This window comes from Achromobacter sp. HZ34 (assembly GCF_002209485.1).
Lineage (GTDB): Bacteria > Pseudomonadota > Gammaproteobacteria > Burkholderiales > Burkholderiaceae_B > Bordetella_C.
Genome location: NZ_NJIX01000001.1, coordinates 1,134,941 through 1,161,140, shown reverse-complemented (window position 1 = coordinate 1,161,140; position 26,200 = coordinate 1,134,941). Strand labels below are relative to the sequence as shown.

Here is a 26,200-nt window from a genome sequence, read left to right as displayed (position 1 = left end):
CAAAAAAATCGGGATTCTGGATCCAGAATCCACAACCCTAGGGGAAGTCCTATGAATCGGCCGACCATGACCCAACAGCTTCAGACGACACCGGCGCGTAGCGTCCAGCGCCGCCGTCCCGTATTTGCTTCCTTGATGTCTGCTTCCTTGACGTTTGCTTCCTCAAAGTTCGCCCCCTTGAGCGCCTCCTTCACACGTGGCGCCGCGATGCGTTTACGGCCCACGATGTTGTGCGCCACGGCTGCGCTGGGCCTGGCGCTCGCCATGCCGGCAGGGCGGGCCATGGCGGCGGATGCGCCCGCGGATCTGCCCAAGGGCTTGATCAAGATCGTGGTGGGCTTCGCGCCGGGCGGCGCGGCCGACCTGACCGCGCGCGCGTTCGCCGAGCAGTTGTCCAAGGAGGGCGTGAAGGAAGTCATCGTCGACAACCGGCCGGGGGCTTCGACCCGCATCGCCAACAGCTATGTGCAGCGCGCCGCGCCGGACGGCCTGACGCTGCTGCTGGCGACTTCGCCGTCGTTCACGATCTATCCCTATACCTACAAGAACCTGGGCTATGACGGCGAGAAGGACTTTCGTCCCATCGCGCTGCTGGTGGACATTCCCACCGCCATCGTCACGGGCACCGAGCAGCCGTACAACAACATGAAGGAATTCGTGGCCTGGGCCAAGGCGAATCCGAAGCAGGCGACCATAGGCCTGGCGGCGCAGGGAAGCTCCGGCCAGCTGGGGTCCATTGCGCTGGGCAAGGCGATCGGCGTGGACTTCGCGCCCGTGGTCTACAAAGGGGCCTCGCCCATGCTGGTGGACGTGGTGAGTTCGCGCGTGTCCATGGGCTGGGACGCCGCGGCGAGCATGGTGCCGCTGTATCAGGGTGGCAAGATCAAATTCCTGGGCTTGAGCGGATCGGAGCGCTTGGCGTCCTTGCCCAATGTGCCGACAGTGAAAGAGCAGGGCTTCCCGCAATTCGAAGCGGCGACCAGTTTCTACGCCATTTTCGCGCCTGCCGGCCTGCCGGATAAAACCGCTGCTGCCTTGGAGAAAGTGTTCCTGCAGGCTGCCAAGGATCCTGGCCTGATCAAGCGCTTGCAGGAGAACGGGCTGGTTGTGAAACCGCTGGACCATGCCCAGTTGGCGGAGCGCGTGCGCAAGGAGCGTGCGTTCTGGGAGCCTGTCGTCAAGCAATCCGGGATTCAGTTCGAATAGGGTTGGGTCATATCTCGTGTGGGTCAGTTGGTTTTGAGTCGCATGGCTTTGCGTCAATTGGCTTCGAGTTGGTGTGCTTTGAGTGAGCCGGCTTTGAGTCACAGGTGGGCGTGCTGACCCATGCCCGGGACATCCAGGGAAGACGAATATGGATCTGATGGACCTCAGCGCCCGCGAACTGGCGGGGTTGATTCGGCGTAAGCAGGTTTCGCCGGTGGAAGCGGTGCAATCGGCGCTGGCTCGCATGGATGCGTGCCGGGATCTCAACGCCTTCATCACGGAGACGGCCGACCTGGCGCTGGAGACGGCGCGCATCGCCGAACAGCAGGTGATGAAGGGCGAGGACCTGCCGCCTTTGCATGGCGTGCCTTATTCGGTGAAGGACCTTACCGCCACCGCTGGCGTCAGGACGACCATGGGCTCGCTGATGCACGAGCACAACGTGCCTGACTATGACGCCGTGGCGGTCGCGCGGGCCAAGGCGGCCGGCGCGGTTCTCATCGGCAAGACCACGACGCCTGAATACGGCCACAAGCCGTATGCCACCGCGCCAATATTTGGGCGCACTTACAACCCCATCAATCGGGACTACACACCGGGCGCGTCCAGCAGCGGTGCCGCCGTGGCGGTAGCTGCCGGCATGGGGCCACTGGCCTTGGGCACCGATGGCGGTGGCTCCATACGCATTCCTGCCTCCTGCTGCGGCATCGTCGGAATGAAGCCGACGCTGGGTGTCGTGCCTCACTTGCAGGCACCGGATCTCTACTCGCCGAATTCCTTCATCGGGCCCATGGCGCGGGATATTGCCGATACCGCCATGTTTTTCGATGTGCTGGCGGGGCTGGATCGTGGCGATCCCTATGGCCAGGCGCAACGTCCCGTGGCGCGGCCGACACCGCTATCGATGCAGGGGCTGCGGGTGGCGTGGTTGCCGACGGCGGGCAATCCCGTCGATCCTGAAGTAGCGGCGAGTACTGAAAACGCGGTGCGCCTGATGGAGGCGGCGGGTGCCATCGTGGAGACGGTGTTTATCGATTTCGTTGCGCTCGAAAAGCATTTCCTGGTTATCCATCGCGCCAGCGCGGCGGGCCGCATCGGTGCCAATCTGGAGAAGTATCGGGACAAGATAGACCCGACCTTGGCCGAGGCCGTACTCCAGGGCAGGGAGCTCGGTGCGGTGGCGGTGATGGAAGCCAGCTACGCGCGTACCGATTATTTCCGCAAGATCGAACGTGTGCTGGCGCAGGCGGACGTATTGGTATCGCCCACGTTGTCGGCACCGCCCATGCATATCGATACCGATCTCAGCGGCGAGGTCGAGATTGCGGGCCAGCCTGCCGGCACGGTGCGCGCGGCGTGGTATCCGTACACGTATCCGATGAACCTGACCGGCCATCCTGCCTTGTCCATGCCTTGCGGTCGGACTGCCAAGGGATTGCCGATCGGATTGCAGTTGGTCGGGCGCTGGCATGACGACCGGTATCTGCTTGGCGTGGCTCATCTGGTCGAGCAGATGCTGGGGAAGTGAGCGAGATTGCGACCGGTCCGGGCTGACGGAGGAAGAGGGGCATAATCTTGCTCACGCCGATTGCTCTTACTCGGAGCGTGTCGCGCTTGCCGCCAGACATGGCGGGGCACGGATCGGCGATGCGCAATCTCGGAGAGCAGCCTATGTCGTGCCCAAGTTTCCATCAAAGTCGATTTTTCCCAGTGCAGGCCCGTGTGGGTCTTGCCACGTTGCTGGCTTTGCTTTCCCTTTCCGCGCATGCGAGCGACGCGCGTGAGTGCAGGGCGGCTGGCGGCAAGCTGCTGGTTGGCGAAGTGGTCTCGCCGCCGAAGTTCAAGCACGGCATGTACAAGAAGGGCGTCGAACTGTCGCATACGCATCTGACGCTGCGGGACGAGGCGGGGGAGAAGTACGACGTGGCGATCGATAACGTCTTTGCATCGGGCTATCGACCGAACTCCAAGGCGGTGCCGGCGCCGCTGGATACGATTGTGGTGGGCGACAAGTTGGAAGTCTGCGGGATTCCCTTCAAGGGAGGGATCCATTGGGTCCACAACAACTGCGGCGATACACCGACGAAGTCGGATCCGAATGGCTGGATCAAGGTGGTTCGGGCTGATGGGAGTACGGGGGCGAATCTGGAAGACAGCCAGACTTACTGCCGGCTTTGGCCGCGGCGGTAGGAAGAGGGGAACCGCAGCCGGGGTGTTATTTACGGAAGAGAGCGTGGTTCTGGCTTTTGAGCGAAGACACAATCTGGCCTCGGCATGGACGGGGCCTTCGCTTCCTTCAGCGTGGCGGCGAAATGTGCTGGATTTGCGCCGAGGGCCGGCTTCCGTTGAGGGCGTCCTTTAAGGAATGTCAGGCGGCATTGGTGGCGATCTGCGAAACACTGGCCCATTCCTTCGAGGGCTCACCGCATTCGCAAACCAGAGCGAGCGAAGTCGACCTCTTTACTCTCGATTATTCCGCCCGAGCGGCCCGGTGCCCTCTGATTGCTCCAGTACATATTGGTATGGCTGATGACCGCGTCCGGTGGCGGCGCCCCTCTGTGCGTCATGTCGTCGGTCGTATGCGCGTCGCTGACAAGCGTCGCGTCATAACCGCGGACAAGGGCGCCGTGGAGCGTAGACCTGATGCACATGTCCGTCTGCGCACCCGTCACAAAGAGCTTGCCAATGCCAAGCTTCGCCAGGATCTGCTCCAGCTCGGTATCTTCAAATGCGTCGCGATAACGCTTCTCGACCATCGGTTCTCCCGCCGCCGGGGCAAGCTCGGCAACGATCTGCCACGCTTCGCTGCCTGGCTTGAGATCCTCGTCGGCGTGCCTGACCCAAATGACCGGCACCTGTGCAATGCGGGCCCGTTCAACCAGCCCGTTGACGGCGGCTAGTACTTCGGCACGTCGATGTGCGTTCGCGACGACCCCATTCTGGATGTCGATAACGACAAGTGCGGCGTCAGGACGATCGGCTAACGTAGTCATGGGGCAGGCACCAACCGAGGAAAGCGCATATCTTAGCGAATTGGCTGCGACCTTTCGCCACTGGACGCTGCGGAACTCTGTCGCCAAACCATCCCGATTGCGGCACGCGAATGGTCCAGGGATCATCCCGTGCAGACCGAGTACCCCGCGCAGTCGAGTTCACGCCCGGTCGACATGGAGCCAATCGGACGTGGTCGGTGCGCAGGCGCAAAAACACTCAGTCTTGTGACAATCACAGTTCTAGAACATTTCTGTTGCAGTGTAGCGACGCTAACAATGTTCTTACGCCCTAGATTGCAGGTCAATGTGGCGATTACACCGATGCTGGAATTCGGCCGTCGCGTCGATCTGGATTCGAAAACGTCGCTGCGCGCATATGCCGCGTTTGGGGTGAGCTATCGGCCGGACAGCAGCTATACGGTGAAATCCAGCTTCGTCAACGCGGATTCAACCATCGGTACGTTCAACGATCATTTGAAATCACCCGAAGTGCTGGGCAAGATCGATCTGGGCTTGCAACTGTATCGGGCTGGCGGGTTTGAAGCGAAGGCGGCGTATACGGCGGATTTGAGTAGCCATTACACCAATCAGACGGCAACGGCACGGTTCGCGTATCACTTCTGACCGCGCTGCATGGCGGTGTGGAAACAGTAGAAATCGTACTTCTAGATCCGTTCTTCCGCTTCGAGATCGATACCGTCGACGCTCATGAAAAATTCCTGCCGGCTGAAGTGCTTGATGCCAACAAGGTCCGGGTCGTGCCTGCACGGCATGCTGAGGTCGGGCTTTTCCCCACCGAAGACCTTCGGCGCCGGATAGAAGTTCGCCGTATTCGCCTTGCTTGCTGATCTGATAGGCCGTAAGAAGGTCATGATCATGGGCAGCATTGCCGTATTGATCACTCCGTCCCCGCTTTCAAGTTGCTGGCAACCGGCGAGCTGGTGTCGCAGCTTAGCGCTTTGGCGATACTGAACGTGTGCCTGGCGATGCATACGTCTTCAATCTTCGCGCAGGTGCCTCCGCTATTTCCGCTGAAGGTCCGACAAAGTCACGATCGCCGTGTTCCAAGTCGGCCGGTTTCAGTGGCACCGGCGCGCGCATCGGTCCATTGCCTCGCTGGATGACATTGGAGCTGTTCCTGGTCGTTCACTTCGGGTTTTCCCAATGTAGCTGTTTTTACGAAAATCTCTTATATTGATAAAAAACGAACTACACTTCACTTTCGAAGTGCAGAAGCGCGCTTGAAGAATCGAGTGTTCCGCCGCGCATATATAAGGGGTTTTTGCTTTGTTTCAGAACGCAGCTCGCATAGGGGCAGCCATCGCGCTGTGTGTCTTGGCATCCGCCGTGAATGCAGAAGCCTTTCCCGACCGTCCTATCAACATCATCAGCCCCTTCCCACCGGGCGGCGCCACTGACGTCATCACCCGCGTGGTCGCGGACGCAATGAGCAGGCAGCTTAAGCAGCCGATGATCATCATCAACAAGCCCGGGGGCGGCACGACGATCGGGGCCGCTTATGTCGCACGTGAAAAGCCTGACGGCTACACCCTGTTGATGGCGACGAGTTCCACGGTGGTCGCCAGCCGCTTCCTGTACAAGGAACTACGCTATAACCCTGACGCGTTCGAGCCGGTCGGTATGGTCGGCTATGCGCCGATGATCATGCTCACGAGCAAGAAGCGCGGCTTCCGCAGCACTGCCGATCTGGTGGACTATGCGAAACAGCATCCCGGCGCGCTGAGCATTGCGTCGCAGGGAACCGGCACCCTCTCGCACCTGATAGCGGAATGCTTCCAGGCGACGACTGGAACGAAGATGGTGCACATCCCGTACAAAGGCACGGCCGAAGCCATGCCGTCATTGATCAACGGCGATGTCGATGCGTTCTACGACACCGTCGGCACAGGCATGGCTCAAGTCGCTGGCGGCAAGGTCGATGTACTTAACAGCAGCGGTCGGCAACGCATGAGTGCCTATCCCCAAATTCCCACCCTGACCGAACAGGGTTACAGGGATTGCGAGGTAGTGGCATGGTGGAGCCTGCTCGCTCCGGCGGGCACGCCATCCGACGTGGTCGAGAAGCTGCAAGCGGCGCTTCAGTTCGCGATGCGCGACGAAGCCGTCCGGCGCAAGGTGCTCGATGCTGGTACAGAGCCGGCCGACGGCCTCGTGGCTGGCTACAAGGAATTGGTGAAGAAGGATGTCGAGACAACAGGCCGCTTGATCAGGCAGGCCGGCGTTGTCGTGCAATAGGCCGCGGCGCCGGGGCGCTCATTCGATCGGCACTCGGGGCATGGTGCTAAGCGCGCGCTCGAGTTCAATCTGGATGCGTTCAGCCGCGGCCAACAGTGATGATCTGACCATGTCTATGCCGAAGCGTTCCAGGTCCCGTGTGGGACCCGCAAGCGAGAGCGCCGCCACCACGTCGTTTTCGCCGTCGAAAACGGGTGCCGCGGCGGCGGCGACACCGCTTTCCACTTCATCGACGGAGTAATAGAACTTGTCACGGCGGATCCTGGAAAGGTATTTGCGAAACTCGACCCACGTATTGCCGAGGCCGTTTCGAGCGATTTCGGCGGCACGGTCTTCGTACAGGCGGACAAGGTTGGGGCGCGGCGCAAACGCGAGCATGACCTTGGGTGCCGCTCCCCTGAACAAAGGCCTGGGCCGGCCGCGCGCGTGCGGAAACGGCAGGCTGTCCTCGGGGCCACCAGCATGATGCACGTTGATCAGTTGGTGGCCGAACATTTCCGACAACAGAACGCTGATACCCATTTCCTTGCTCAGCTCGGCCATGATCGGAATGCTCGCCGACAGCACCGGATCGGATTGCCGGATCTGATAGTCAAGCTGAATGAAGCGTGGACCCAGAGCGAACTTTCCAGCGCCGGTCTTTTGCAACATCCCGGCCACGATCAACTGCTTGATATAGCGGTACGCCGTCGGACGTGCATATCCAAGCGTGACGATGATGTCGTCGATGCTCCAGACCGGACGCTGCTGGGTAAACAGATCGAGAATCGCAAGAACGCGTGACGGACCACTCACTTTTTCTTATCTCCGCAAGACCCTGGCATGTCAAACAGCCATCTGTGTGGCCGCAGGGTACAAAAATCAAGGGGCCATTATATGGACGAATCGAAACGAGCAATGAATACCCACATCAAATCCGCGAAGCCCAATGGGCGCGGTATGCGTCGCATCTTCGATCGCTGGGGATCGACACTACTGATCATCGGTCTGCTGGTATTGTGGGAAGCAGGCGTCCGTATTTTCAACGTGCCTCGTTTTCTTTTGCCTCTGCCCAGCGATATCGCAACGTTGATGATCAAGGAATGGCCGTTGATCCAGATGCACGCGCTGGCCACGATCTGGGCCATTGCTACCGGCTACATCGCCGCGGTGATATTCGCGCTCGCCATATCGGCCCTGATGATCCGCTTTCCGACGCTGGAACGGCTGATCATGCCGATATTCGTAGGGCTTCAAAGCGTGCCCAAGGTCGCCATCGCGCCGCTGATCCTGGTTTGGGTGGGCGCGGGGATAGGCTCAAAGATTCTGGTGGTGGTCTCCATCGCCTTCTTCCCCATCGTCATCAACGCGATGACGGGGTTCAAGGAAGTCGATCCCGGCTTGGCCAACGTATTCCGCTCCGTTGCGGCGAATGAGCGGCAGATGTTGTTCAAGCTGCGGCTGCCTTTTGCTGTTCCGTACATCTTCGCCGGGCTGCGTATCGCCACGACCCTGGCGGTGCTGGGAGCCATTGTCGCTGAATGGCTGGCCGCATCGAACGGACTTGGTTACCTGGTCCTTTCCGGCAGCTTCAACTTCAACACGGCGCGTTCGTTCGCGGCCATCATCGTCCTGTCAATCATCGGCACCTTGTTCTTCAACCTCATGTCGTGGATAGAGCGCCGTGTGTCCTGGCGCACAGGCATCAACGACTCGACCACATCCAACTGATTCAATCGATCAAATCGCAAGGGGATAACCATGTACTCAACGATGTTCTGCAAAGGCCGCCGTGCTGCCGTCGCGGTCAGCCTGCTGTGCGCCGCACTGGCGCCGACCATGGCAGCGCATGCGGCGGACAACGTCATCATGCGCTTGAACTTCACCCCCTGGGGCATGCATGCGCCGTATTACAGCGGCAAGGCCCACGGGATCTACCAGACCGAAGGCATAGACCTGGAGATACGGCCACCCGCGGCGGGGCAGCAAAGCGAAGTCTTCATCGGCACAGGACGCGAACAGTTCGGGGTCACCAATGCCGATTCCTTCATCAAGGCGCGCGCCAGCGGAATTCCCATCGTCGCGGTAATGGCCGATGAGCCCGACAATCCGTATTCCGTCATTACGCTGAAGAAGTCCGGCATCGACACCCCGGCAAAAATGAAGGGAATGAAACTGGCGTGGTTCCAGGCCTTGGTGCCGGGCTTGCTGGATCCGGTACTGAAAGCGGGCAGCCTGACCCGAAGCGACATACAGCTGGTGACGGTGGCGCGCGGCTCGGAAGTCCAGATGCTGGCCGCCGGCCAGGTAGATGGCCTGTTCGGTTACTCCTTCGGGCAGGCGCTGACCCTGGAAGAAAATGGCATGCCGGTCAACGTCATGCCGATACGCGATTACGGCGTCAAGTTCTACGGCACGGTCATCTATACCAGCGAAGCGTTGCTCAAGTCCAACCCGGACTTGGTCAAGCGCTTCGTCCGCGCCACGATGAAGAGCTTCATTGCCACGCATGACAATACCGAAGCGGCGGTCAAGGACGTCATCGCCGTCGCACCGGACCGTGAACTCGGCGTCGAAACCAAGAAGCTGAGAAAGATCTACGAACTGTATAACGTCGCCGATAACCGCGAGCGGTTCGGCTTGATGACCGACGCAAAGTGGCAGTCTTCCATCGATCTACTGGCTGATGGCGGCGATCTGCCTAACAAGCCAGATCCCAAGGCCTTGTATACCAACGACATCGTCAACAGTCTGGACGAGTCCAAGGCGCTGGCAAAGATCATCACACAGCCCGCAAAGTGAGCATGACGATGACGCAAGAAGTGACAGAGCGCGGGACCGCCGGCCGCGCGGGCATCAGCGTGAAAGGCGTGGAAGTGGTCTATGGGGCGGACGCCGGGCAGGGGGTGCAGGCCTTGTCGCCAGTGCATCTCGATATCCCCGACGGCTCCTTTGTTTCCCTGGTCGGACCGTCCGGCTGCGGCAAGAGCACGCTGCTGAAAGTGGTCGCCGACCTGATGCCTCCCACGCGAGGCAGCTTGACGGTAGGTGGAGCGGCGCCCGCCGATTTGCGGCGCGCCGGGCGCATAGGGTTGGTGTTCCAGCAAGCCAATCTCATGCCATGGCTGTCCATTCAGGCCAATGTCGAGTTGATGCGAAATTTGGTGAAGGGCCGTCCGGGAATTTCAACCTCTCCGCCCGACGTCGCGCAGCTGATAGATACCGTGGGTTTGAAGGGGTTTGAGCGCAAACTGCCTCATCAACTATCGGGGGGCATGCAACAACGCGCTGCGCTGGCGCGCGCACTGGCATTGGATCCGGATGTTCTTCTCATGGACGAGCCATTTGCCGCTCTTGATGAAATCACCCGGGACAAGATGTCTTTCGAACTGATGCGGATCTGGCAGCAGTACCGCAAGACCGTCATTTTCGTCACGCACTCGCTGGCGGAGGCTGTCTTTCTTTCCGACAAGGTGGTCTTGATGACGGCCAGGCCCGGCCGGATCTACAAGGTTTTTGATATCGCATTGCCGCGACCGCGTACCGAATCCATTCGACTGTCGAGCGAATTCGTGCGCCTGGTGACCGAGATAAACCACGAGTTGTACACAGTGATGTCCGAGGGAGACAAGACGAATGTTTGATTTGATCGTACGTAATGCCAAGCTTTGGAACGCCGATGAAAGCAGCGGCGCGGTGGATATCGGCGTCCGCGATGGCCGTTACGCAGCCATCGAGCCGGAACTGCGGGCACGGGCGGCACTCGAAGTTGACGTCGCAGGCAAACTGCTATCGCCTGGATTCGTCGAGACACATATCCATCTGGACAAGTCTTGCACCATCGAACGCTGCGGTTGCGAGAAGGCCAGGTTTCCCCACGGAGCGATGCAGCGTGTCTCCGCGATCAAGCATACGTTCACGGTCGAGGATGTCCATGCCCGCGCCCGGCGCACGTTGGAAAAGTGCATCCTGCACGGGACCACACTGATGCGCACGCATGTCGAAGTCGACCCCAAGGTCGGGCTCCGGGGCTTCGAAGGAGTCAAGGCCTTGATCGATGAGTATGCATGGGCCATCGATGTCGAGATCTGCGTCATGCCTCAGGAAGGTTTGCTGAACAACCCCGGCACCGATGAACTGATGATTGCCGCGCTCAAGTCCGGCGCTCGCGTCGTCGGCGCCGCGCCGGGTTTCGACAGCGACCCCGCTGGCCAGATCCGCCGGGTTTTCGAAATGGCCAGGGAATTCGACGTCGATGTCGACATGCACTTGGACACCGGCGCATCCGGCGCGCATCTTGACACGCGGCTGGTGTGCGAACTGGCCGATAAATATGGGTGGGGTGGCCGCGTGACAGTAGGCCACGTGACCAAGGTCGCATCCATGCCCTTGAACGAAGTGGATGAATTGGCGGCGCGCATGGCGCAGTCCGGCGTGGCGCTTACCGTGTTGCCGTCGACAGACCTTTATTTGATGGGGCGCGATCAGGAATACAACGTGCGCCGTGGCGTCGTCGACGCCAATTACCTGACGCAGCGGGGCGTCAATTGCTCCGTCAGTTCGAACAATATCCTTAACGCATTCACGCCTTACGGCGACGGCCAATTGATACGCCAGGCCAATCTTTATGCCAACGTCGTGCAACGCGGAAACCCGGATGAAATGCGGGATTTGTGGACGATGTTCACCACGCGCGCGGCCACGATGATGCGCCGCGAAGACTACGGCATAGCCTTGGGTGCCCCGGCGGATTTTGTCGTGGTCGATGCTGCCAATACCGTCGACGCTCTGCGGCAGATCGCGCCGACGTTGATGGGTTACAAGGCAGGCCGGCGGACATACACGCGCGAGGCGGCAGTGCTGCACCGCCCCGCCTGACTTCCGCCAGCGGTCTAGAACTGTATCCGCGCGGGAAGGCGCCAGGCCGCTTGCGGTCTGGCGCCTTCGATGGCCTTGACCGTGTCGAGCAGTCGGTGATCGGCGTGCCAGGACGTTGCCAGATGCGCGCCTATGGGTAGTCCGGCCGCCGTCCAGCCGCAATTGAACGATATGCCCGGATGGCCAGTCATGGTGAACAATCCCAACAGCGGCGCCCAATGTTCTCTGATTTCCCCCCGCTCAGGCGCGCCGGGATCCATGGCGCCAGACCCGGGATGATCGGCGGCCAGCGGGGTACGGGTCAATGTGGGCGAAAGCACGAAATCGACCTTCTCGAGCCAGCCCTGGACGTGCCGGTACAAACGTGTCCGTCCTTGTATGGCTCCTTGCAGATCTGCCGCGCTCAGGGCGCGCGAACTTGAAATGCCCGCCACGATAACCGGATCCATGCCGTCCAGCGGGGCGCCGTTGCCGTAGCGTTGCGCCCATATGGCGTGTTGCAGTATCCGCCAGATGGGCAACGGGGCCTCGATCCGGCCTTCCAGGGGAAGGACCGTCGCGCCGAGGCTTTCCATCACGCCCGCCAGGCGCCTCACGGCTTGCTGGATTTCCGGATCCAGGATTTCATCGTCGAAGCATTCGCGTAGACCGACGCGCAGGCCGGCAAGGGGGAGCGAGGCGGCCAGATCGAGCGCGGCGTCACTGCCGCTACTTTTCATAAACGAGTATGGGTCGACCGCGGCGGCGCCCTCGGCGACCGTCAGGCCGACCGCTACATCGGCGGCGTTGCGCCCCATGATGCCCATGTGGGCCAGGCCACCGAACACGTCCGCGGCGCCGTCATAGGGGATTCTGCCAAGGGTCGGCTTCAAGCCGACGATACCGGTGCAGGCCGCCGGCAGGCGGGCCGACCCACCGCCATCGGTGACCAGCGACAGATGGCCTATGCCCGCGGCAAGGGAGGCTGACGAGCCTCCGCTCGAACCGCCAGGCGTCAGTGCCGGATTCCAGGGATTGCGCGTGATGCCGGAAACCGGCGAACTGGTTGTCTGTCGGCAGGCAAATTCTGGCGTCGCCGTTTTGCCGATAATAACGGCCCCGGCGTTGAGCCAGCGCGCTGCCGCAATAGCGTCATGATTGGGAACGTTGGTCTGTGATCGCGCGGAGCCAAACGTGGTGCGTATGCCGCGCGTCGCCACGATATCCTTGATGGACATCGGAATGCCGCCCAATGGGCCGGGGTCTTCCCCCCGCCGATACGCCGACTCGGCGATTGCGGCGGCGGCACGCGCCTGGTCGCCGGTTACCGTGACGAACGCTCGCAGCTGGTCATTGCAGGCCTCTGCGCGGGCGAGTGCTTGCTCCGTAACGTCGACAGGCGAGAGGGTCCCGTGACGGTATGCGTCAATCAACTCCGCGATGGTTAAATTGTGGGGTTCGGATAGTGAATGGTGGTGGGTCATCGTCGGCATCGGCGCCTGGCGGCGCTGAATGGGTTGAGGTGCGAAGTGGCGGAACATATGAGACGACAAAGGGAATGTGCTCGTCAACAGTATGGTGGTGCGCGAGCGCCGAAAGTCGCCATATACGCGATGACGTTTATTCCGGGCCTCGCGCGGCGCCAGTGTGATTCAACGTTCGCGACGACGACCAGGCAGCCCTCAGCGTAGGACGTAGCCGCCATCCACCACGATGTCCTGTCCCAGAAGGAATGAAGGACTGGCGCTCGCAAGGAACAGTGCGACCTCCGCGATCTCCTCGGGTTCTCCCAGGCGGCCCAGTGGGACCCGATCAGCCAGGAGCCGGATGCCTGCGGCCCCGCGATCAAGCTGCGGTTGTGTCGCGATCGGTCCCGGGCTCAGTGCATTGACAATGATGTTGTCCTTGCACAATTCAGAGGCCATGGATTTGGCCAGGTGTATCAAGGCGGCCTTTGTCATGCCGTAAAGCGCGAGATTGGGCGATGTCACCTGTCCCATCTGACTGGCGATGTGAATGATGCGGCCGCCACCCTGGGCCTTCATGTAGGGTACCGCTGCCTGGCTGGCGAAGAAGGGGGCGGCCAAATTGACAGCGAGCAAGCGGTGGAAGGTGTCCGCGGGAAAGTCCCCGAATGCGAAAGGGGCGCGGATGCCCGCGTTATTGACCAGTACGTCGATGCGGCCGAATTCTTCCATGGCATGTTCGATCATCGCTTCGGGGCTGCCTGGTTCCCCCAGGTCCGTGATGATCTGCTCGATTCGTCCGCCGCCTCCGGTGTCGCGGCATCGGCGGGCGACAGCATCGAGCTGCTCGGGCGTCTTGTCCGCAACCAACAGCAAGGACGCACCTGCCATGGCGAATCGCAAGGCAATGGCATTGCCGATTCCGTGGGGCGCCGACGCGCCAGTGATAACCGCAACCCTGCCTTTCAATGTATACATTTCTCGTGTCCGCGCTACATGGGTTCGATGGCCGCTTTTTCAATGATGGCCTTTGTCTTCGCTCGATCCTGCACCAGGAAGGCCGCGAAATCGCTGCCTGCCAACGGTCGCACCGTGATGCCCTGGGCAGTCAGCTTGTTCTGCAGATCGGCACTGCCAAGTACCTTGGCCGTCGTGTCGATGATGCTTTTACGAGTATCGGCTGGCACGTCCTTTGGCAAAAAAAGTCCGAACCAGACAGTGTTCTCGTAGCCCTTGACGCCGGATTCTTCCATCGTGGGAACATCCGGAAGCAGCGGGCTGCGCGTCTTTCCCGTGATCGCCAGCGGTACCAGCTTCCCGGATTTCACGAACGGCAGCAGTACCGGAAAGTTGTCTATGGCGAAACTGATCCGTCCCCCGACCAGATCGGTATAGCCCTGCCCGGCGTTCTTATAAGGAACATGCACCGCGTTGACCGGTGCATACATGCGTAGTTGTTCCACCGCCAGGTGACCGCTGGTGCCGGCGCCCGACGACGAGTACGACAGGTGGCTATCAAGCGTGTTGGCGGCCTTGAGGAACTGCTGTACATCCTTCATGCCCAGGGACGGCGTGGCCACCAGCAGATTTGGAATCTGCCCGATCATCGCTATCGGTACGAAGTCCTTGTCCGGCTGGTATGGCAGCGCCTTGTACAGGAACTGGTTGGCCGTATACGAGCCCGTCGTTCCGAGCAGCCATGTATAGCCGTCCGGGGCGGCGCGTGCCACCATGCCGCTGCCCAGCGTACCGCCGGCGCCCGCCTTGTTTTCAACGACGACGTTCCATTTGGCGGTGTCGGCAAAGCCCTGCGCGACCAGCCGGGCAATGACATCCGTTGCGCCGCCGGTGCCGAATGGCACGATCAGGGTGACGGGCCGCGACGGGTAGGCCGATTGCGCGAGTGCCGGACCCGCGCCGAGACATAGCGCGGCGGCGAGGCCCACGCGTCTGGACAATCCAGATAGGACTTGGAACATTGTTTTCCCCTTGCTTGGCAAGATTTATTGGTGAGCCATCTTTGCCGCAGGGAGCGACCACGTCAAGAATGTGCGTCCAGCCTGCCGGGGGGGTGTATTTGCCGCACCATGGGAGAAACCCGAGAAGAGGCGCGGGGGGATTCCGTCACGCCCTGGCGTCTTTCATTTCCGCGCGCAACCAGTCACGCATTCTGGTGACCAGGTCGTCATCCCATTTTTCGGCCGGGGCGCAGAACAGGTAACCATCGAGCCGGATATCGGACGGAACCATTTCGATCAGCCGTCCTGCGTTGAGGTGCGCGCGCACCAGCAGCCAATTGACGAGCGCAACGCCTTCGCCCAGCAATGCTGCCTCCATGGCGATGTGGGCGTGATGCAGACGTTGTCCGGTAATGGTGCCCGGGTTATCGATGCCGGAGGCCTTGAGCCAGTGCTCCCAGGGGCGCGTGGATCGTTCGTGCAGCAGGCTGGTCTTCAGCAGGTCGGCCGCGGTCTTCAGCTCTGGGTGGGCGGCCACGAACTCGGGGCTGGCGACGGGCAGCATCCGCGGATGCGCCAGTTCCTCGCAGCGGATTCCCTCGGCCGCGTATGGCCCGTAGTGGATCGCAATATCGATCTGCGCTGTGCCGAAATCGGTGAGATCGTCGCGGACGCTGAGCACGATATTGGCGTCTCCCAAGGCGGTGCGCATGGACGCCAGCCTGGGCATGAGCCACGTCATCGCCAGCCCTGGCGCGCACCACAGTCGCAGTTCCCCGCGCTGGCTGGCCTGCATGTTTTCCGCACCCTGCTCGATCATCGCGAAGGCGCTCGAGACGACACGATGGAACTCGGCTCCGCGAGCCGTCAGCTGCACGCCCCTGAAATCGGATAGCAGTACCTCGCAGCCCAGCCACTCCTCCAGCGTCGCGATGTGGCGCCCGACGACGGTGTGACCGACGCCCAGGTCGCGCGCCGCTTTGCGCAGGCTGCCCGTCCTGCCAACGGCCTCGAACGCGCGCAATGCGACCAGCGGAGGAAGGCGACGGACCATGATTGAGCAGCCACGAAAAGACGGGGATTGATGCGCGCGGGACCGGCAGCGCATGCGTGACGATACACCGGTTCCCGCGCAGCCCTATGCGACCCAGGTTCCGAGGCCTGACACATCAGGCGTGGCGATGGTGACATCGCATTCCACAACGACGCCATTTATCTCGCCGCGGTAGTGGCCATCAGCAAGAATGGGATGGACGCCCGTCAAGCTGCCCCAGGTAATGATCATGCCCTGGTGGACATCGCATCGCTCCCGCACGCAGCGGGCCTGCCACGTCGAAAACAGGGCTTCCAGTGGCAGGGCGGGATGATTGCCCGTGTGGGACACAACGGCGGTGCCGTTCTCGAACAAGGTCGCCTGCGGGCTGGTAAGTGTCTGCAGGGACCAGGTTTCGAATCGGTTTCCGGTCAGGAGCGCCAGGTGGGAAACCGAATCGGCCAGCTTCTCGAAGCGGTCCGGGCTGGCGCGGGCGTCGAAGCGGGACCCGACCAGCTCGAACAGCACGATCAAATCGCAGATGTCGGGTAAGTCGGAAAATGTGAGCGTGGCGACGTCGTTGCAGGAGATCGATGCGCGAAAGCGCACCGCCAGTTCCAGCTCGACCTTGGTCCCCGCCGGGATTAGCAGCGGGCCGGTCTCGATGCTCGACGGCTTGGCCACCGGCAGCAGCGCGCTATAGAGCAAACCGTCGAGGCGGCCCACTTTCCAGGCACCCGGTAGCTTGTTCCTGAGGGCAAGCACCTCACGCTGCACCGTTTCCGAGGCTTCAAGGGACGTGGGGCGGCAAGCCTCGGGCAAACGGCTGCGTGCCTGGCCATAGGCGTGGGCCAATAATTCTGCTGCGCTATCCATGAGTCAGAGGTATCCGGTGTCGGGGTTGCGGCGCGACCATCGCGCCATCATGGCTTGCGATTCTGACACGAATCGGTCTACTTTAAGGTCGTCGTTGAGTGCGCGCGCCAGGTCCAGGATCTTTTCGGGGCGCTCGCAAACGCGTCCAACATTGTCCAGGAACTTTGCTTCCACCTGGCGACCCGTGTCGGGCTCGCCAATATGCATGCGCAGCCAGGGCGCCAGCTTGCATTCCAGTACCTGCCCGCTGCGTAGTGTGATGCGGAGGCAAGCCTGGAAATGGCGGCGGGGCACCACGTCCGGATCCACCTGGTAGTTGACGCGTTGCGCCAGCGCCAATATCGCGGGATCGAGCAGGGCGTCGGGCGTAATCGATTCAAGATCGAAGCGGCCATGCACCAATGTCGATGCCAGGATGAATTGCAGGCTTACCCGCGCGTTGAAGACGTCGGTGGGGCGCCGCTTCTCGCCCTGGGGTTCGCACACAATCGGCACCAGATAGTCAGCGATGACCGCGGTGACGTCCTGAATTTGCGCAGTATCGAAGCCGTGCTCTGCGCTTAACGCCAGCGCCGCATCAATGAAGGGATGAATCACGCAGCCGGTGGCGTAAGGCTTGAAAGACATCGCCCGGTTTTCCCAATGCGTGCCGAGGTCGTGCACAGCGCGGGCGTAGTCCGGTGGTGTGCGCGTCCCCGCCAGCAAGGTGCTGAACAGGCCGAAGGGGCCGTCCAGCGATTCACGTGGACCGGAAAATCCCGCTTGACCCAATTCGGCGGCGTACAGGCTGGACGCCGCAACCCAGCCATGGTGAAAGGCCAGTGTCCAGGTGCCGTCCAGGTAGCACTGCAGCGTTCCGCCCGCCTGGCTGGCAGCATGGCCGATGGCGCTGACAGCCGCTTTCTGGTCCAGCCCCAGCAGCCGCGCGGACATCATCGTCGAATAGGCCTTGCCCAGGACACTGCTGCTATGCATGCCGCGCGCGCCGAAGGCGCCGGGTGCGACGCAGGCCAACCTGCAGGCGACTTCGTTGCCGAGCGCCAGGGCGTCGATGACGCTGCGTCCACTGGCCTGCTCCCGTTCGCCCAGGCCCAAGGCGAGCGGAACCAGGTGGGCGCCGGGGTGCAGCTGGCTTTCGTTGTGCGTGTCGTCCAGGTTGACGGAGCCCGCCAGGATGCCGTTGGCCAATAATGCCGTTGCGAGGGGTACGGACCGATTCATGCCCCATACCGTTGCCGGGCCGCTGGCGGGCTGCCGGTCCAGGTAGCGCGCAAGGGCGTCCGCATAGCGGCTTCGGGACACAAGCAAGGCAATGCCGTAGGCATCGATCAAGTGCAACCAGGCATTGCTGCGCACGTCGTCGGGAATGCCCGCCGCATCGGTGGCGAGCGCGAAATCAGCCAGGGTTTCCGAAAGACTGCTCGATTTCTTCATGGAATCTCCGACCAGGTTCAGGCCTGCACAGGGCTGGCAACGGACTGGTAATGATCGGCAATCTGTCCAGGGCTGGTAAACCACAGGCGCTTGTCATCGCGATAGCGGGCGATGTGGGTCAGCGCACGCTCCAGGTGGCGCAAGCGGAAAGGCGAGCCGAAGATAAACGTGTGAAGCGAAATTCCGCAGACCAGCGGATAGTTCTCCGACAGCTTCAGCATCATCTCGAACTGGTCGATCATCATGTCGCCGAATTCCTGCGCCGTATGGTTCCGGTTCAGTATCGCTGGTGCATCGTTGAGCTCTATGGGGTAGGGCACGTTGACCAGCGGCCCGGAACGCGTGGCCAGGAAAATAGGCTGGTCGTCGCATGGCCAGTCCATGATGTACGTATAGCCTTCCTCTTTCAGCAAGTCCGGGGTGACGGGGCTTTCGGACATCCACGGACCCATCCAGCCCTTGGGCGTCTGGCCAAATGCGCCCGCTATGGTGTCGGCCACGTTGCGCAGCAGCAGACGTTCGTCCTCTTCGAAGCGGTCGCCTTGGCGTTCAGCGTTCGTGCGTCCATGTCCGACGATTTCCTCGCCGCGTTCGCGTAAACGGGCGACCACCTCGGGATAGTTTTCACACACGGCGGAATTCATCAGATGGCAGCAGGAGAAGCCCAGACGGTCCAGTACGTCGAGGATGTGCCAGATGCCCACGCGCAGACCGTAATCGCGCCAGGCAAAGATCCGGTGATCGGCGGGATTGGCTGCGTTGTGGGGCGTATGCCCCATGCCCCGGCCATACGCGAACTGCTCGACGTTCAATGCAAGGTAGAACGCCAGGTTTCCGCCGCCCGGCCATTCGAACGTCGGCCGTGAAGGAAGAGCGGAGTAGGCATAGCGGGGATTCGAGGGCAAGAGCATGCGTGTTCCTGAGAGGGTCCGTTTGCGCAAAGAGCGGTTCGTTGGGGATTCGATCTTTGCGCGTGGACGGAGCACGGTCAAGAATGTGCTCTGTACCGGCCACAGTGGTGCCATCCAGGCACCTTCGGACAATCCATGAGCACCAGCGAAGATGCCGGGCGATCAGACCAGGCTGATCCAGGTCGTCTTCAGGTCCGTGTATTTGTCCAACGCGTGCAGCGACTTGTCGCGGCCCGAGCCGGATTGCTTCACGCCGCCAAAGGGCACGGTGACGTCGCCGTCCATGTAGCAGTTCACCCACACCAGGCCGGCGCGCAACTTCTTCGACACGCGATGCGCCCTGGCCAGATTGGCCGTCCACAGTCCCGAGCCCAGGCCGTAGGGCGTGTCGTTCGCCATGCGGAGGGCTTCTTCCTCGGTGCTGAAGCGCGTGACGGCCAGCACCGGTCCGAAAATTTCCTCGCGCACGATGCGCATGGCCTGCGACGCGCATTCGAAGATAGTCGGTTGCAGATAAAAGCCGCCGGTCTCCGGGCGGGCGGTAGCGCCGCCGGTGCGCAAGCGGGCACCTTCCGCTTGCCCGGCCTGCACGTAAGACAGGACGCGGCCCAGCTGCGCCGCATCGACGATGGCGCCCATCGCGGAGGCGGGATCGAGCGGGTCTCCCGGCTGCATGCGCGCGGCCCAGCTGTCGAGCTTGGCCATGAAGGCGTCGTAGATGCCGTCCTGCACGTACAGCCGCGAGCCCGCTATGCAGATTTCACCCTGATTGTTGAATATACCGATAGCGGCCGCCTGGGCGGCCCGGTCCAGGTCGGGACAGTCATCGAAGATGATGTGCGGCGACTTGCCGCCGCACTCCAGCCAGACGCGCTTCAAATTGGATTGACCCGCATACTCCATGAAGCGCTTGCCCGTCGCCGTCGAGCCCGTAAACGCGATGCAGTCGACATCGGCATGCCGTCCCAACGCTTGCCCGGCGGCAGGCCCCAGGCCAGGCACCACGTTGAAAACGCCCGCGGGGATGCCAGCCTGTGCGGCGAGTTCGGCCAGCCGCAGCGCGGTCAACGGAGATTGCTCGGCGGGCTTCAACACCACGCTGTTGCCCATCGCCAGCGCGGGCGCCACCTTCCAGCTCGCCATCAGCAAGGGATAGTTCCAAGGCACCACGGCGGCCACCACGCCTACGGGCTCCCGGGTGATGGTGGCCAGCGTGCCGGGCGCGGTCGGCGCGATCTCGTCGTAAAGCTTGTCGATGGCCTCGCCGTACCAGGCATAGGTGCGCGCGGCTTCGGGGATGTCGTACTGCAGGGTATCGGCGATGGGCTTGCCCATGTCGACCGTCTCAAGGACCGCAAGTTCTTCGCGATGCGTGTCGATCAACGCGGCCAGCCGCAGCAGGGCGGCCTTGCGTTCCGTGCGGGGCAACTCGGCCCACACGCCTCGTTCAAAAGCGCGGCGGGCAGCGGCGACCGCGCGATCGACGTCGGCGACGCCGCAGGCCGCCACCTTGGCCAGGACCTGGCCGGTGGCCGGGTTGAGGGTGTCGAAAGTAGCGCCGTCGCTCGCATCGGTCCATTGCCCGTCAATGTAGGCTTGGGTCCGGAAGCTGAGCTGGTCGGCCTTGGCGCGCCAGTAGGCGAGATCGTGCAAGTGGTTCATCGCGTGTCCAGGTCCAGGGTGGTTTGGATGAGTCAGGGGCGTGCGCCGGCCTCGGCAAGCATGGCACCAAGCAGGACGTTGGCGCCTGCCTCAAGGTGCTCGGGCTTGGCGTCCTCGATCTCGTTGTGGCTGATGCCGTCCTTGCACGGCACGAAAATCATTGCGGCTGGAGCGACGCCGGCGACGTAGACGGCGTCGTGTCCGGCCCCCGTCACGATGTCCATCTGGCTGTAGCCCCTTGCCAGCGCCTCCGTGCGCACGCGGCCGACCAGGCCAATGTTGAATGGGGTGGGCTTGAAGTACTGAATCTCTCGCACATCGACGTCGAGCGGGGTGCCGGTGGTCGTGCCGTCAGCCAGCCTGGCGCAGGCATCGCGCAGCCGGGCATCCATGGACGTCAGCAGCCCTTCGTCCAGGTGGCGCAGATCGACAGTGAAGGAGACGGCGCCGGGTATCACGTTGCGCGAAGACGGATGTATCGTCGCCACGCCGACTGTGCCGCGGCCGTGCGGCGCGAAGGCTTCGGCGATCTTCACCACCTCCTGCATCAGATAGGTGGAGCCATAGAGCGCGTCGCGGCGCAAGGTCATGGGCGTGGGACCCGCATGGGCCTCCATGCCCGTGACCGTGATGTCGTACCAGCGCACGCCCAGCGAGCCGCTTACCACGCCGATGACCTTGTCTTCGGCTTCCAGCACCGGGCCTTGCTCGATGTGGGCTTCGAAGTACGCCCCGATGGGGCGGCCGATGGGCGCGGTACCGGCATAGCCGATGGCGCTCAGTTCGTCCGCCACGCGCTTGCCCTGGGTATCCTGCGCGTCCAGCGCGGTCTGCAGCGAGAACACACCGGTGAATACACCCGACCCCATCATCACCGGCACGAAGCGCGAGCCTTCTTCGTTGGTCCAGATGGCCAATTCCAACGGGGCTTCCGTGATGATGTCCTGATCTTGCAATGTACGCATGACCTCGAGGCCGGCCAGGACGCCATAGCAGCCATCGAACTTGCCGCCGGTCGGTTGCGTATCGATGTGGCTGCCCGTCATGACGGGCGGCAGATCTGGATTGCGGCCAGCCCGGCGTCCGAAGATATTGCCGATCTGGTCCACCGTGATGGCCAGACCGGCGTCGCGCATCCAGCCGACCACGAGGTCGCGGCCCGCGCCGTCCAGCGCGGTCAAGGCCAGGCGGGCGTTGCCGCCCTTGGGGGTCGCGCCGATCCTGGCCAGATCCATCAGGGATTGCCAGAGCCTGGCGCCATTGATTTGAAGCGGGTTCATAAAGGGTTCCTTGTTTGTCGGATCAAGCCTGGCGTTGCCGGGCGTAGGCGTCCGCCTGGATTTTGCTCAGGGTCATGCCGGGCGCGATGCCGTCTGCGTCATAACGCAGTTCCAGCAGCGCCGGCAGCTGTTTCTCGTCGGCATAGGCAAGGGCGCGGGCGAACGCCGGGCCGAAGTCCGCGTCCTTGTCGACGATTTCGCCGTAGCCTTTATAGGCGCGGATCAATTCAGTGAACTCGGGATTGTCGAAACCCAGGGCGATCGTGCGGCCAGGGAACTCGCGCTCCTGGTGCGCGCGGATGGTGCCCCAGATCCCGTTGTTGAATACCAGGATCACGATGCCGACCCTGTATTGCATGGCAACGCCCAATTCCTGGATATTCATCTGAAAGCAGCCATCGCCTGCAAAGCAGATCACGGTACGCGCGGGTTGCTCCAATTTGGCGGAGATCGCCGCGGGCAGGCCATAGCCCATCGAACCTACGGTGGGCGCCAGACTGGTGCCCACGCCGCTGTAGCGGTGGTAGGCATGCGGAAAGAGCGCATAGTTACCCGCGCCCACGGTGATGCAGGTGTCCGCCGGGGCATGATCGCGCACGTGGCAGGCGACCTTGTTCAGGTTCAGGGCGCCAGGGGCCTCCTTGGGCGCTTGTTCGGCCAGATAGGCAGCGTGGGCCTCATGGGCCGAGTTGCGGCTTGCTTTGGGTGATTTGGGATGCAGCGCTTCGGCGGCGGAGGCGAATGCATTGACGTCGGCCGCGATTGGCAGCGTAGGATGGAAAACCCGTCCCAGCTCGTTGGCGTCGGGATATACATGCACCAGGCGCTGCCTGGGCACTGGGCTCTCGATCAGGGAATAGCCTTCGGTCGTGGCCTCACCCATGCGCGTGCCGACGGCAATCAGCAGGTCGCTGGCCAGTGCGCGTCGACGCAGCGCTTCGGGCATGCCCCAGCCGACGTGACCAGCGAAGTTGGGATGGCGGTTGTCGAAGCATTCCAGGCGGCGCCACGCCACGCCCACGGGCAGGTCGTAGCGTTCGGCCAGGGCTTCCATGCTTTTGGCCGCCTCCGGCGTCCAGCCGGAACCACCGAGCAACAGGAAGGGGCGCTGCGCGGTGTCGAGCAATTGCGCCAGCTGCGTCATGGCGGCGGGCGTCGGCGCCGACCGCGCGCGTTGGTAGCGCGGCACGTCCGCCACGCAGGCGTTTCCCCAAAGAGTGTCTTCAGGCAGCGCCAGCACCACCGGACCGGGACGACCGCTGGTGGCAGTGGCAAAGGCGCGGGCGATGTATTCGGGGATGCGGTCGGTGCGGTCGATCTGCGCGACCCACTTGGCCATCTCGCCGAACATGCGCCGATAGTCGACTTCCTGGAACGCCTCGCGTTCGACGAAATCGTTGCCGACCTGGCCGATGAAGAGGATCAGCGGGGTGGAATCCTGGTGGGCCGTATGGACGGCGATGCTGGCATTGGTTGCGCCGGGACCGCGGGTGACGAAACAGATACCGGGCTCGCCCGTGAGCTTGCCGTAGGCTTCCGCCATGTAGCCGGCGCCGCTCTCCTGACGGCAGACCACGGGTTGGATGGCGTCCTGATGGTCATACAGCGCGTCGATGCAGGGCAGATAGCTTTCACCAGGCACCAGGAATACGCGTTTGACGCCTTGAATGATCAGTTGCTCGACGAGGATCTGGCCGCCGTTGCGAGGCCGGGCCTGGGGGACTTGGATGGACGTAGCTGAAGTCATGTCGCGGGGTCGGGGAGGGGTTGTCTATGGACGACGCTGATAATCGCTGATTGGTCCGGCCACCGGGTGTGGTTGTGCGGTCGCGTCTTATTGGTATAGTGTCCGGATGGTCCGGCCAATTCTACGTGATGCCATAGAAGCATGGCAAGGGCGGCGAGCTGTTTCGCCGGGCTGGCGCCGAGGTTCGGCCTTATATAATTTGGCCTCGGCTGCTTTTCAGCCTTGTCCCTTTTTCCTTTCTGGACCCTCAATGTCCTCTGTGCAGGCCGTTTCCGTACCGCGTTTGTACCGTCTGATCGCGGATCAGATCGCGAGCAAGATCGCTGCGGGCGAATTCCGGCCAGGCGCCAGGCTGCCGGCGGAACGAGAACTGGCCGAACAGCTCAACGTGGCGCGCTCCACCTTGAGGGAAGCCCTGATTGCGTTGGAAATAGGCGGCTACGTGGAAGTCCGCGTGGGCGCCGGCGTGTTCGTCCTGGACGCCAATCGCCGGGCGCCCGCTGCCGCCGGCCTGGAGCGGTCCGACGAGGCCGCGCTGCAAGCCTCCGCACGCATGGATCTGCTGGCGGCGGCGCGCGATGCCGGCCCCTTCGGCTTGCTCGACGTACGGGCGCTGGTCGAGCCGGAATGCGCCGCCCTGGCGGCGCAGAATGCCCAGCCCGAACAGGTGGCGCACATTATCGAGATGCACCGGCGGATGGACCTTGAGCAGTCGCCGGAAGCAGGGGATTTCGTTCATGACCGCGCCTTCCATCAGGCCATCGGCGCGGCCTGTGGCAACCCGGGTCTGGCCTCGGTCGTCACTCACGTCTGGGATCTGTACGAAGCCAGCGCCATGTACCGCCAACTGGACAAGCATTTCGTCGACGCGGTGGCCTGGCGCGCCGCCATCCGGGAGCACGACCGCATCGTCGCCGCGATCGTGGCGAAGGATCCCATCCGCGCGCGCCACGCGATGTCCTTGCATTTGTCGGGCATTTCTTCCCGTTTGTCTGGGGATATCTCGGAGTAGGCTTCGATTGCCAACTGCGACAGCGGTTGGCGCCTAATCTGGTCTGGCCATCGGACCTAGGGAAAACGTCTATAAACAAACCTGGGCATGGCGGTATAGCATTAAATTGGCCTGACCACCCGCCCAGTTTGTTTAAAACTACGGTTGGATTCCCTTGTTTCCATCTCCTGGATCATCCCAATGAGCGCTTCCCCCTCCGCCGCCGTGGTATCGCCGTCCCCAGCCTCCACCGAGGCGAGCATGCGCAAAGTCGCCGTTGCCAGCGTCATCGGTACCACCGTGGAGTGGTACGACCTGTTCATCTTCGCGACCGCGTCTGCCCTGGTATTCAACAAGGTGTTCTTTCCCGCCTTCGATCCCCTGATCGGCACGCTGCTGGCGTTCGGCACCTTTGCTTCCGCCTATGTGGCCCGCATCCTTGGCGCCGCGCTGTTCGGGCATTTCGGCGACCGCCTTGGCCGCAAATCCATGCTGCTGATTTCCCTGCTTATCATGGGCGCGGCCACGTTCGCCATCGGATTGCTGCCCGATTATTCCGTGCTGGGTATCTGGGCGCCGATCCTGCTGCTGACCCTGCGCATCATCCAGGGGCTGGCGCTGGGTGGGGAATGGGGTGGGGCGGTGCTCATGGCGGTGGAGCATGCGCCCTCGAACCGACGCGGCATCTACGGTTCATGGGTGCAGATCGGCGTGCCTGCCGGCACCTTGATCGCCAACCTGACGTTCCTGGCCTGCAACCTGATGCTTTCCAGCGAGGCCATGTTGTCCTGGGGCTGGCGCCTGCCGTTCCTGGCGAGCTGCCTGCTGGTGGCCGTCGGCCTCTACATCCGCCTGAATACCACCGAGACGCCTTCCTTCAACAAGGTCAAGGAAGCCAACTCGCAGGTCAAGCTGCCGCTGATGGAGGTGCTGCGCAAGGATTGGAAGCAGGTCCTGCTGGGCGGCGTCGCCACCATGTCCACGGGCTCGTCCTTCAATCTGATCGTGGCCTTTGGCCTGACGTATGGCACGCAGACCCTGGGCTTCTCCCGCAACGAGATGCTGTCCATCGTCCTGATATCCTGCGCGGCCTGCATCTTGCTATTGCCGCTCTTTGGCGCCCTTTCGGACAAAGTCGGCCGCAAGCCTGTCATCATCGGCGGGATCGTGGCCGAGGCCCTCGTCGCGTTCCCGATGTTCTGGTTGATGGACACTAAAGTCTATGGGCTCGCGCTGGCCGGTTACCTGTTGATGATGACCGCCTTTGCCGCCAACTACGGCCCCATCGCGACCTTCCTGGCAGAGCTGTTCGGCGCCAAGGTGCGCTATTCGGGCCTGTCGATCAGCTACATGTTGTCCGGCTTGCTGGGCAGCGCGTCCACGCCCATCATCACCACCGCGCTGCTGTCGATGACCGGGCGCGGTTCGTCGGTGGCCTGGTTCATGATCGGCTCGGCGATTTTGTCCTTGATCGCTTTGCTGATGCTGACCGAGACGCTGCTGCGTGCCCGCGCCGGTGAGCAAGCGCAAAGCGTCCTGCGCTAAGACCCT

The 26,200-nt window shown here is 62.3% G+C and carries 24 protein-coding genes; 11 read left to right on the top strand and 13 right to left on the bottom strand.

Annotated elements, in window-relative coordinates:
• Positions 1–207: 207 nt before the first annotated feature.
• The 3 genes from CEY05_RS04890 to CEY05_RS04880 all read left to right on the top strand — a co-directional run bounded on the left by CEY05_RS04890 (position 208) and on the right by CEY05_RS04880 (position 3,396).
• On the top strand, positions 208–1,206 hold the full coding sequence (locus tag CEY05_RS04890; RefSeq protein ID WP_088596307.1) for a tripartite tricarboxylate transporter substrate binding protein: 999 nt from the start codon (positions 208–210) through the stop codon (positions 1,204–1,206).
• 148 nt (positions 1,207–1,354) lie between these two features.
• On the top strand, positions 1,355–2,734 hold the full coding sequence (locus CEY05_RS04885) for an amidase (protein WP_088596306.1): 1,380 nt from the start codon (positions 1,355–1,357) through the stop codon (positions 2,732–2,734).
• A gap of 47 nt (positions 2,735–2,781) precedes the next feature.
• Positions 2,782–3,396 (top strand): hypothetical protein, encoded by a 615-nt coding sequence (locus CEY05_RS04880; RefSeq protein ID WP_233161353.1) that lies wholly within the window; start codon positions 2,782–2,784, stop codon positions 3,394–3,396.
• A gap of 230 nt (positions 3,397–3,626) precedes the next feature.
• On the opposite strand, the gene CEY05_RS04875 is transcribed toward CEY05_RS04880, so the two are convergent.
• Positions 3,627–4,199: an isochorismatase family protein gene (locus CEY05_RS04875; RefSeq protein ID WP_088596305.1), complete on the bottom strand. Its 573-nt coding sequence runs from the start codon at positions 4,197–4,199 to the stop codon at positions 3,627–3,629.
• Positions 4,200–4,520: 321 nt separating this feature from the next.
• On the opposite strand from CEY05_RS04875, the gene CEY05_RS04870 reads away from it, so the two are divergent.
• Positions 4,521–4,823, top strand: coding sequence for a hypothetical protein (locus CEY05_RS04870; protein ID WP_088596304.1), 303 nt, complete (start codon positions 4,521–4,523; stop codon positions 4,821–4,823).
• Positions 4,824–4,864: 41 nt separating this feature from the next.
• Here CEY05_RS04870 and CEY05_RS04865 read toward each other — a convergent pair whose 3' ends face one another.
• Positions 4,865–5,191, bottom strand: coding sequence for a hypothetical protein (locus CEY05_RS04865; RefSeq protein WP_088596303.1), 327 nt, complete (start codon positions 5,189–5,191; stop codon positions 4,865–4,867).
• A 355-nt stretch (positions 5,192–5,546) separates the two neighbouring features.
• Between CEY05_RS04865 and CEY05_RS04860 the strand changes: the two genes are divergently transcribed.
• A complete protein-coding gene (locus tag CEY05_RS04860; protein WP_233161352.1) occupies positions 5,547–6,455 on the top strand; it encodes a tripartite tricarboxylate transporter substrate binding protein in 909 nt (302 codons plus the stop codon).
• 18 nt (positions 6,456–6,473) lie between these two features.
• Here the strand turns inward: CEY05_RS04860 and CEY05_RS04855 are convergent, their stop codons facing one another.
• Positions 6,474–7,250 (bottom strand): IclR family transcriptional regulator, encoded by a 777-nt coding sequence (locus CEY05_RS04855; protein WP_088596302.1) that lies wholly within the window; start codon positions 7,248–7,250, stop codon positions 6,474–6,476.
• Between the two features lie 102 nt (positions 7,251–7,352).
• Here CEY05_RS04855 and CEY05_RS04850 point away from each other — a divergent pair, with 102 nt between their 5' ends.
• From CEY05_RS04850 to CEY05_RS04835, 4 genes are read left to right on the top strand one after another with little or no spacing between them, the layout of a single operon-like run.
• On the top strand, positions 7,353–8,165 hold the full coding sequence (locus tag CEY05_RS04850; RefSeq protein WP_158219253.1) for an ABC transporter permease: 813 nt from the start codon (positions 7,353–7,355) through the stop codon (positions 8,163–8,165).
• A 30-nt stretch (positions 8,166–8,195) separates the two neighbouring features.
• Positions 8,196–9,236, top strand: a complete 1,041-nt coding sequence (locus CEY05_RS04845; RefSeq protein WP_088596300.1) for an ABC transporter substrate-binding protein — start codon at positions 8,196–8,198, stop codon at positions 9,234–9,236.
• A 2-nt stretch (positions 9,237–9,238) separates the two neighbouring features.
• On the top strand, positions 9,239–10,078 hold the full coding sequence (locus CEY05_RS04840; RefSeq protein ID WP_233161351.1) for an ABC transporter ATP-binding protein: 840 nt from the start codon (positions 9,239–9,241) through the stop codon (positions 10,076–10,078).
• Positions 10,071–11,312 carry an amidohydrolase family protein gene (locus tag CEY05_RS04835; RefSeq protein WP_088596299.1) on the top strand — a complete coding sequence of 414 codons (1,242 nt, stop codon included), beginning with the start codon at positions 10,071–10,073 and terminating at the stop codon, positions 11,310–11,312. The genes CEY05_RS04840 and CEY05_RS04835 overlap by 8 nt, the downstream gene beginning before the upstream one ends.
• A gap of 14 nt (positions 11,313–11,326) precedes the next feature.
• Here the strand turns inward: CEY05_RS04835 and CEY05_RS04830 are convergent, their stop codons facing one another.
• The 10 genes from CEY05_RS04830 to CEY05_RS04785 form a co-directional block, all read right to left on the bottom strand.
• Positions 11,327–12,832 (bottom strand): amidase, encoded by a 1,506-nt coding sequence (locus CEY05_RS04830; RefSeq protein WP_088596298.1) that lies wholly within the window; start codon positions 12,830–12,832, stop codon positions 11,327–11,329.
• Between the two features lie 141 nt (positions 12,833–12,973).
• Complete coding sequence (locus CEY05_RS04825) at positions 12,974–13,735, bottom strand: SDR family NAD(P)-dependent oxidoreductase (protein ID WP_088596297.1); 762 nt, start codon at positions 13,733–13,735, stop codon at positions 12,974–12,976.
• A 14-nt stretch (positions 13,736–13,749) separates the two neighbouring features.
• Positions 13,750–14,703 (bottom strand): tripartite tricarboxylate transporter substrate binding protein, encoded by a 954-nt coding sequence (locus tag CEY05_RS04820; RefSeq protein ID WP_158219252.1) that lies wholly within the window; start codon positions 14,701–14,703, stop codon positions 13,750–13,752.
• Positions 14,704–14,881: 178 nt separating this feature from the next.
• Positions 14,882–15,769, bottom strand: coding sequence for a LysR substrate-binding domain-containing protein (locus CEY05_RS04815; RefSeq protein WP_158219251.1), 888 nt, complete (start codon positions 15,767–15,769; stop codon positions 14,882–14,884).
• 84 nt (positions 15,770–15,853) lie between these two features.
• A complete protein-coding gene (locus CEY05_RS04810; protein WP_143220276.1) occupies positions 15,854–16,624 on the bottom strand; it encodes a hypothetical protein in 771 nt (256 codons plus the stop codon).
• A gap of 3 nt (positions 16,625–16,627) precedes the next feature.
• Positions 16,628–18,058 (bottom strand): MmgE/PrpD family protein, encoded by a 1,431-nt coding sequence (locus CEY05_RS04805; protein WP_088596293.1) that lies wholly within the window; start codon positions 18,056–18,058, stop codon positions 16,628–16,630.
• A 17-nt stretch (positions 18,059–18,075) separates the two neighbouring features.
• Positions 18,076–18,969, bottom strand: a complete 894-nt coding sequence (locus CEY05_RS04800; protein WP_088596292.1) for a polysaccharide deacetylase family protein — start codon at positions 18,967–18,969, stop codon at positions 18,076–18,078.
• A gap of 162 nt (positions 18,970–19,131) precedes the next feature.
• A complete protein-coding gene (locus CEY05_RS04795) occupies positions 19,132–20,631 on the bottom strand; it encodes an aldehyde dehydrogenase (RefSeq protein WP_088596291.1) in 1,500 nt (499 codons plus the stop codon).
• Positions 20,632–20,663: 32 nt separating this feature from the next.
• Positions 20,664–21,911, bottom strand: a complete 1,248-nt coding sequence (locus CEY05_RS04790) for a Zn-dependent hydrolase (RefSeq protein ID WP_088596290.1) — start codon at positions 21,909–21,911, stop codon at positions 20,664–20,666.
• A gap of 22 nt (positions 21,912–21,933) precedes the next feature.
• Positions 21,934–23,658, bottom strand: a complete 1,725-nt coding sequence (locus CEY05_RS04785; RefSeq protein WP_088596289.1) for a thiamine pyrophosphate-binding protein — start codon at positions 23,656–23,658, stop codon at positions 21,934–21,936.
• 250 nt (positions 23,659–23,908) lie between these two features.
• On the opposite strand from CEY05_RS04785, the gene CEY05_RS04780 reads away from it, so the two are divergent.
• Complete coding sequence (locus CEY05_RS04780; protein WP_088596288.1) at positions 23,909–24,670, top strand: FadR/GntR family transcriptional regulator; 762 nt, start codon at positions 23,909–23,911, stop codon at positions 24,668–24,670.
• Between the two features lie 180 nt (positions 24,671–24,850).
• Positions 24,851–26,194, top strand: coding sequence for an MFS transporter (locus CEY05_RS04775; RefSeq protein WP_088596287.1), 1,344 nt, complete (start codon positions 24,851–24,853; stop codon positions 26,192–26,194).
• Positions 26,195–26,200: the final 6 nt, after the last annotated feature.

Coding starts and splice junctions, on each gene's coding strand:
- CEY05_RS04890 (WP_088596307.1), top strand. CDS start 208: ATGCGTTTACGGCCCACGATGTTGTGCGCCACGGCTGCGCTGGGCCTG.
- CEY05_RS04885 (WP_088596306.1), top strand. CDS start 1,355: ATGGATCTGATGGACCTCAGCGCCCGCGAACTGGCGGGGTTGATTCGG.
- CEY05_RS04875 (WP_088596305.1), bottom strand. CDS start 4,199: ATGACTACGTTAGCCGATCGTCCTGACGCCGCACTTGTCGTTATCGAC.
- CEY05_RS04870 (WP_088596304.1), top strand. CDS start 4,521: ATGCTGGAATTCGGCCGTCGCGTCGATCTGGATTCGAAAACGTCGCTG.
- CEY05_RS04865 (WP_088596303.1), bottom strand. CDS start 5,191: ATGCATCGCCAGGCACACGTTCAGTATCGCCAAAGCGCTAAGCTGCGA.
- CEY05_RS04850 (WP_158219253.1), top strand. CDS start 7,353: ATGAATACCCACATCAAATCCGCGAAGCCCAATGGGCGCGGTATGCGT.
- CEY05_RS04845 (WP_088596300.1), top strand. CDS start 8,196: ATGTACTCAACGATGTTCTGCAAAGGCCGCCGTGCTGCCGTCGCGGTC.
- CEY05_RS04840 (WP_233161351.1), top strand. CDS start 9,239: ATGACGATGACGCAAGAAGTGACAGAGCGCGGGACCGCCGGCCGCGCG.
- CEY05_RS04835 (WP_088596299.1), top strand. CDS start 10,071: ATGTTTGATTTGATCGTACGTAATGCCAAGCTTTGGAACGCCGATGAA.
- CEY05_RS04830 (WP_088596298.1), bottom strand. CDS start 12,832: ATGTTCCGCCACTTCGCACCTCAACCCATTCAGCGCCGCCAGGCGCCG.
- CEY05_RS04825 (WP_088596297.1), bottom strand. CDS start 13,735: ATGTATACATTGAAAGGCAGGGTTGCGGTTATCACTGGCGCGTCGGCG.
- CEY05_RS04815 (WP_158219251.1), bottom strand. CDS start 15,769: ATGGTCCGTCGCCTTCCTCCGCTGGTCGCATTGCGCGCGTTCGAGGCC.
- CEY05_RS04810 (WP_143220276.1), bottom strand. CDS start 16,624: ATGGATAGCGCAGCAGAATTATTGGCCCACGCCTATGGCCAGGCACGC.
- CEY05_RS04805 (WP_088596293.1), bottom strand. CDS start 18,058: ATGAAGAAATCGAGCAGTCTTTCGGAAACCCTGGCTGATTTCGCGCTC.
- CEY05_RS04800 (WP_088596292.1), bottom strand. CDS start 18,969: ATGCTCTTGCCCTCGAATCCCCGCTATGCCTACTCCGCTCTTCCTTCA.
- CEY05_RS04795 (WP_088596291.1), bottom strand. CDS start 20,631: ATGAACCACTTGCACGATCTCGCCTACTGGCGCGCCAAGGCCGACCAG.
- CEY05_RS04790 (WP_088596290.1), bottom strand. CDS start 21,911: ATGAACCCGCTTCAAATCAATGGCGCCAGGCTCTGGCAATCCCTGATG.
- CEY05_RS04785 (WP_088596289.1), bottom strand. CDS start 23,658: ATGACTTCAGCTACGTCCATCCAAGTCCCCCAGGCCCGGCCTCGCAAC.
- CEY05_RS04780 (WP_088596288.1), top strand. CDS start 23,909: ATGTCCTCTGTGCAGGCCGTTTCCGTACCGCGTTTGTACCGTCTGATC.
- CEY05_RS04775 (WP_088596287.1), top strand. CDS start 24,851: ATGAGCGCTTCCCCCTCCGCCGCCGTGGTATCGCCGTCCCCAGCCTCC.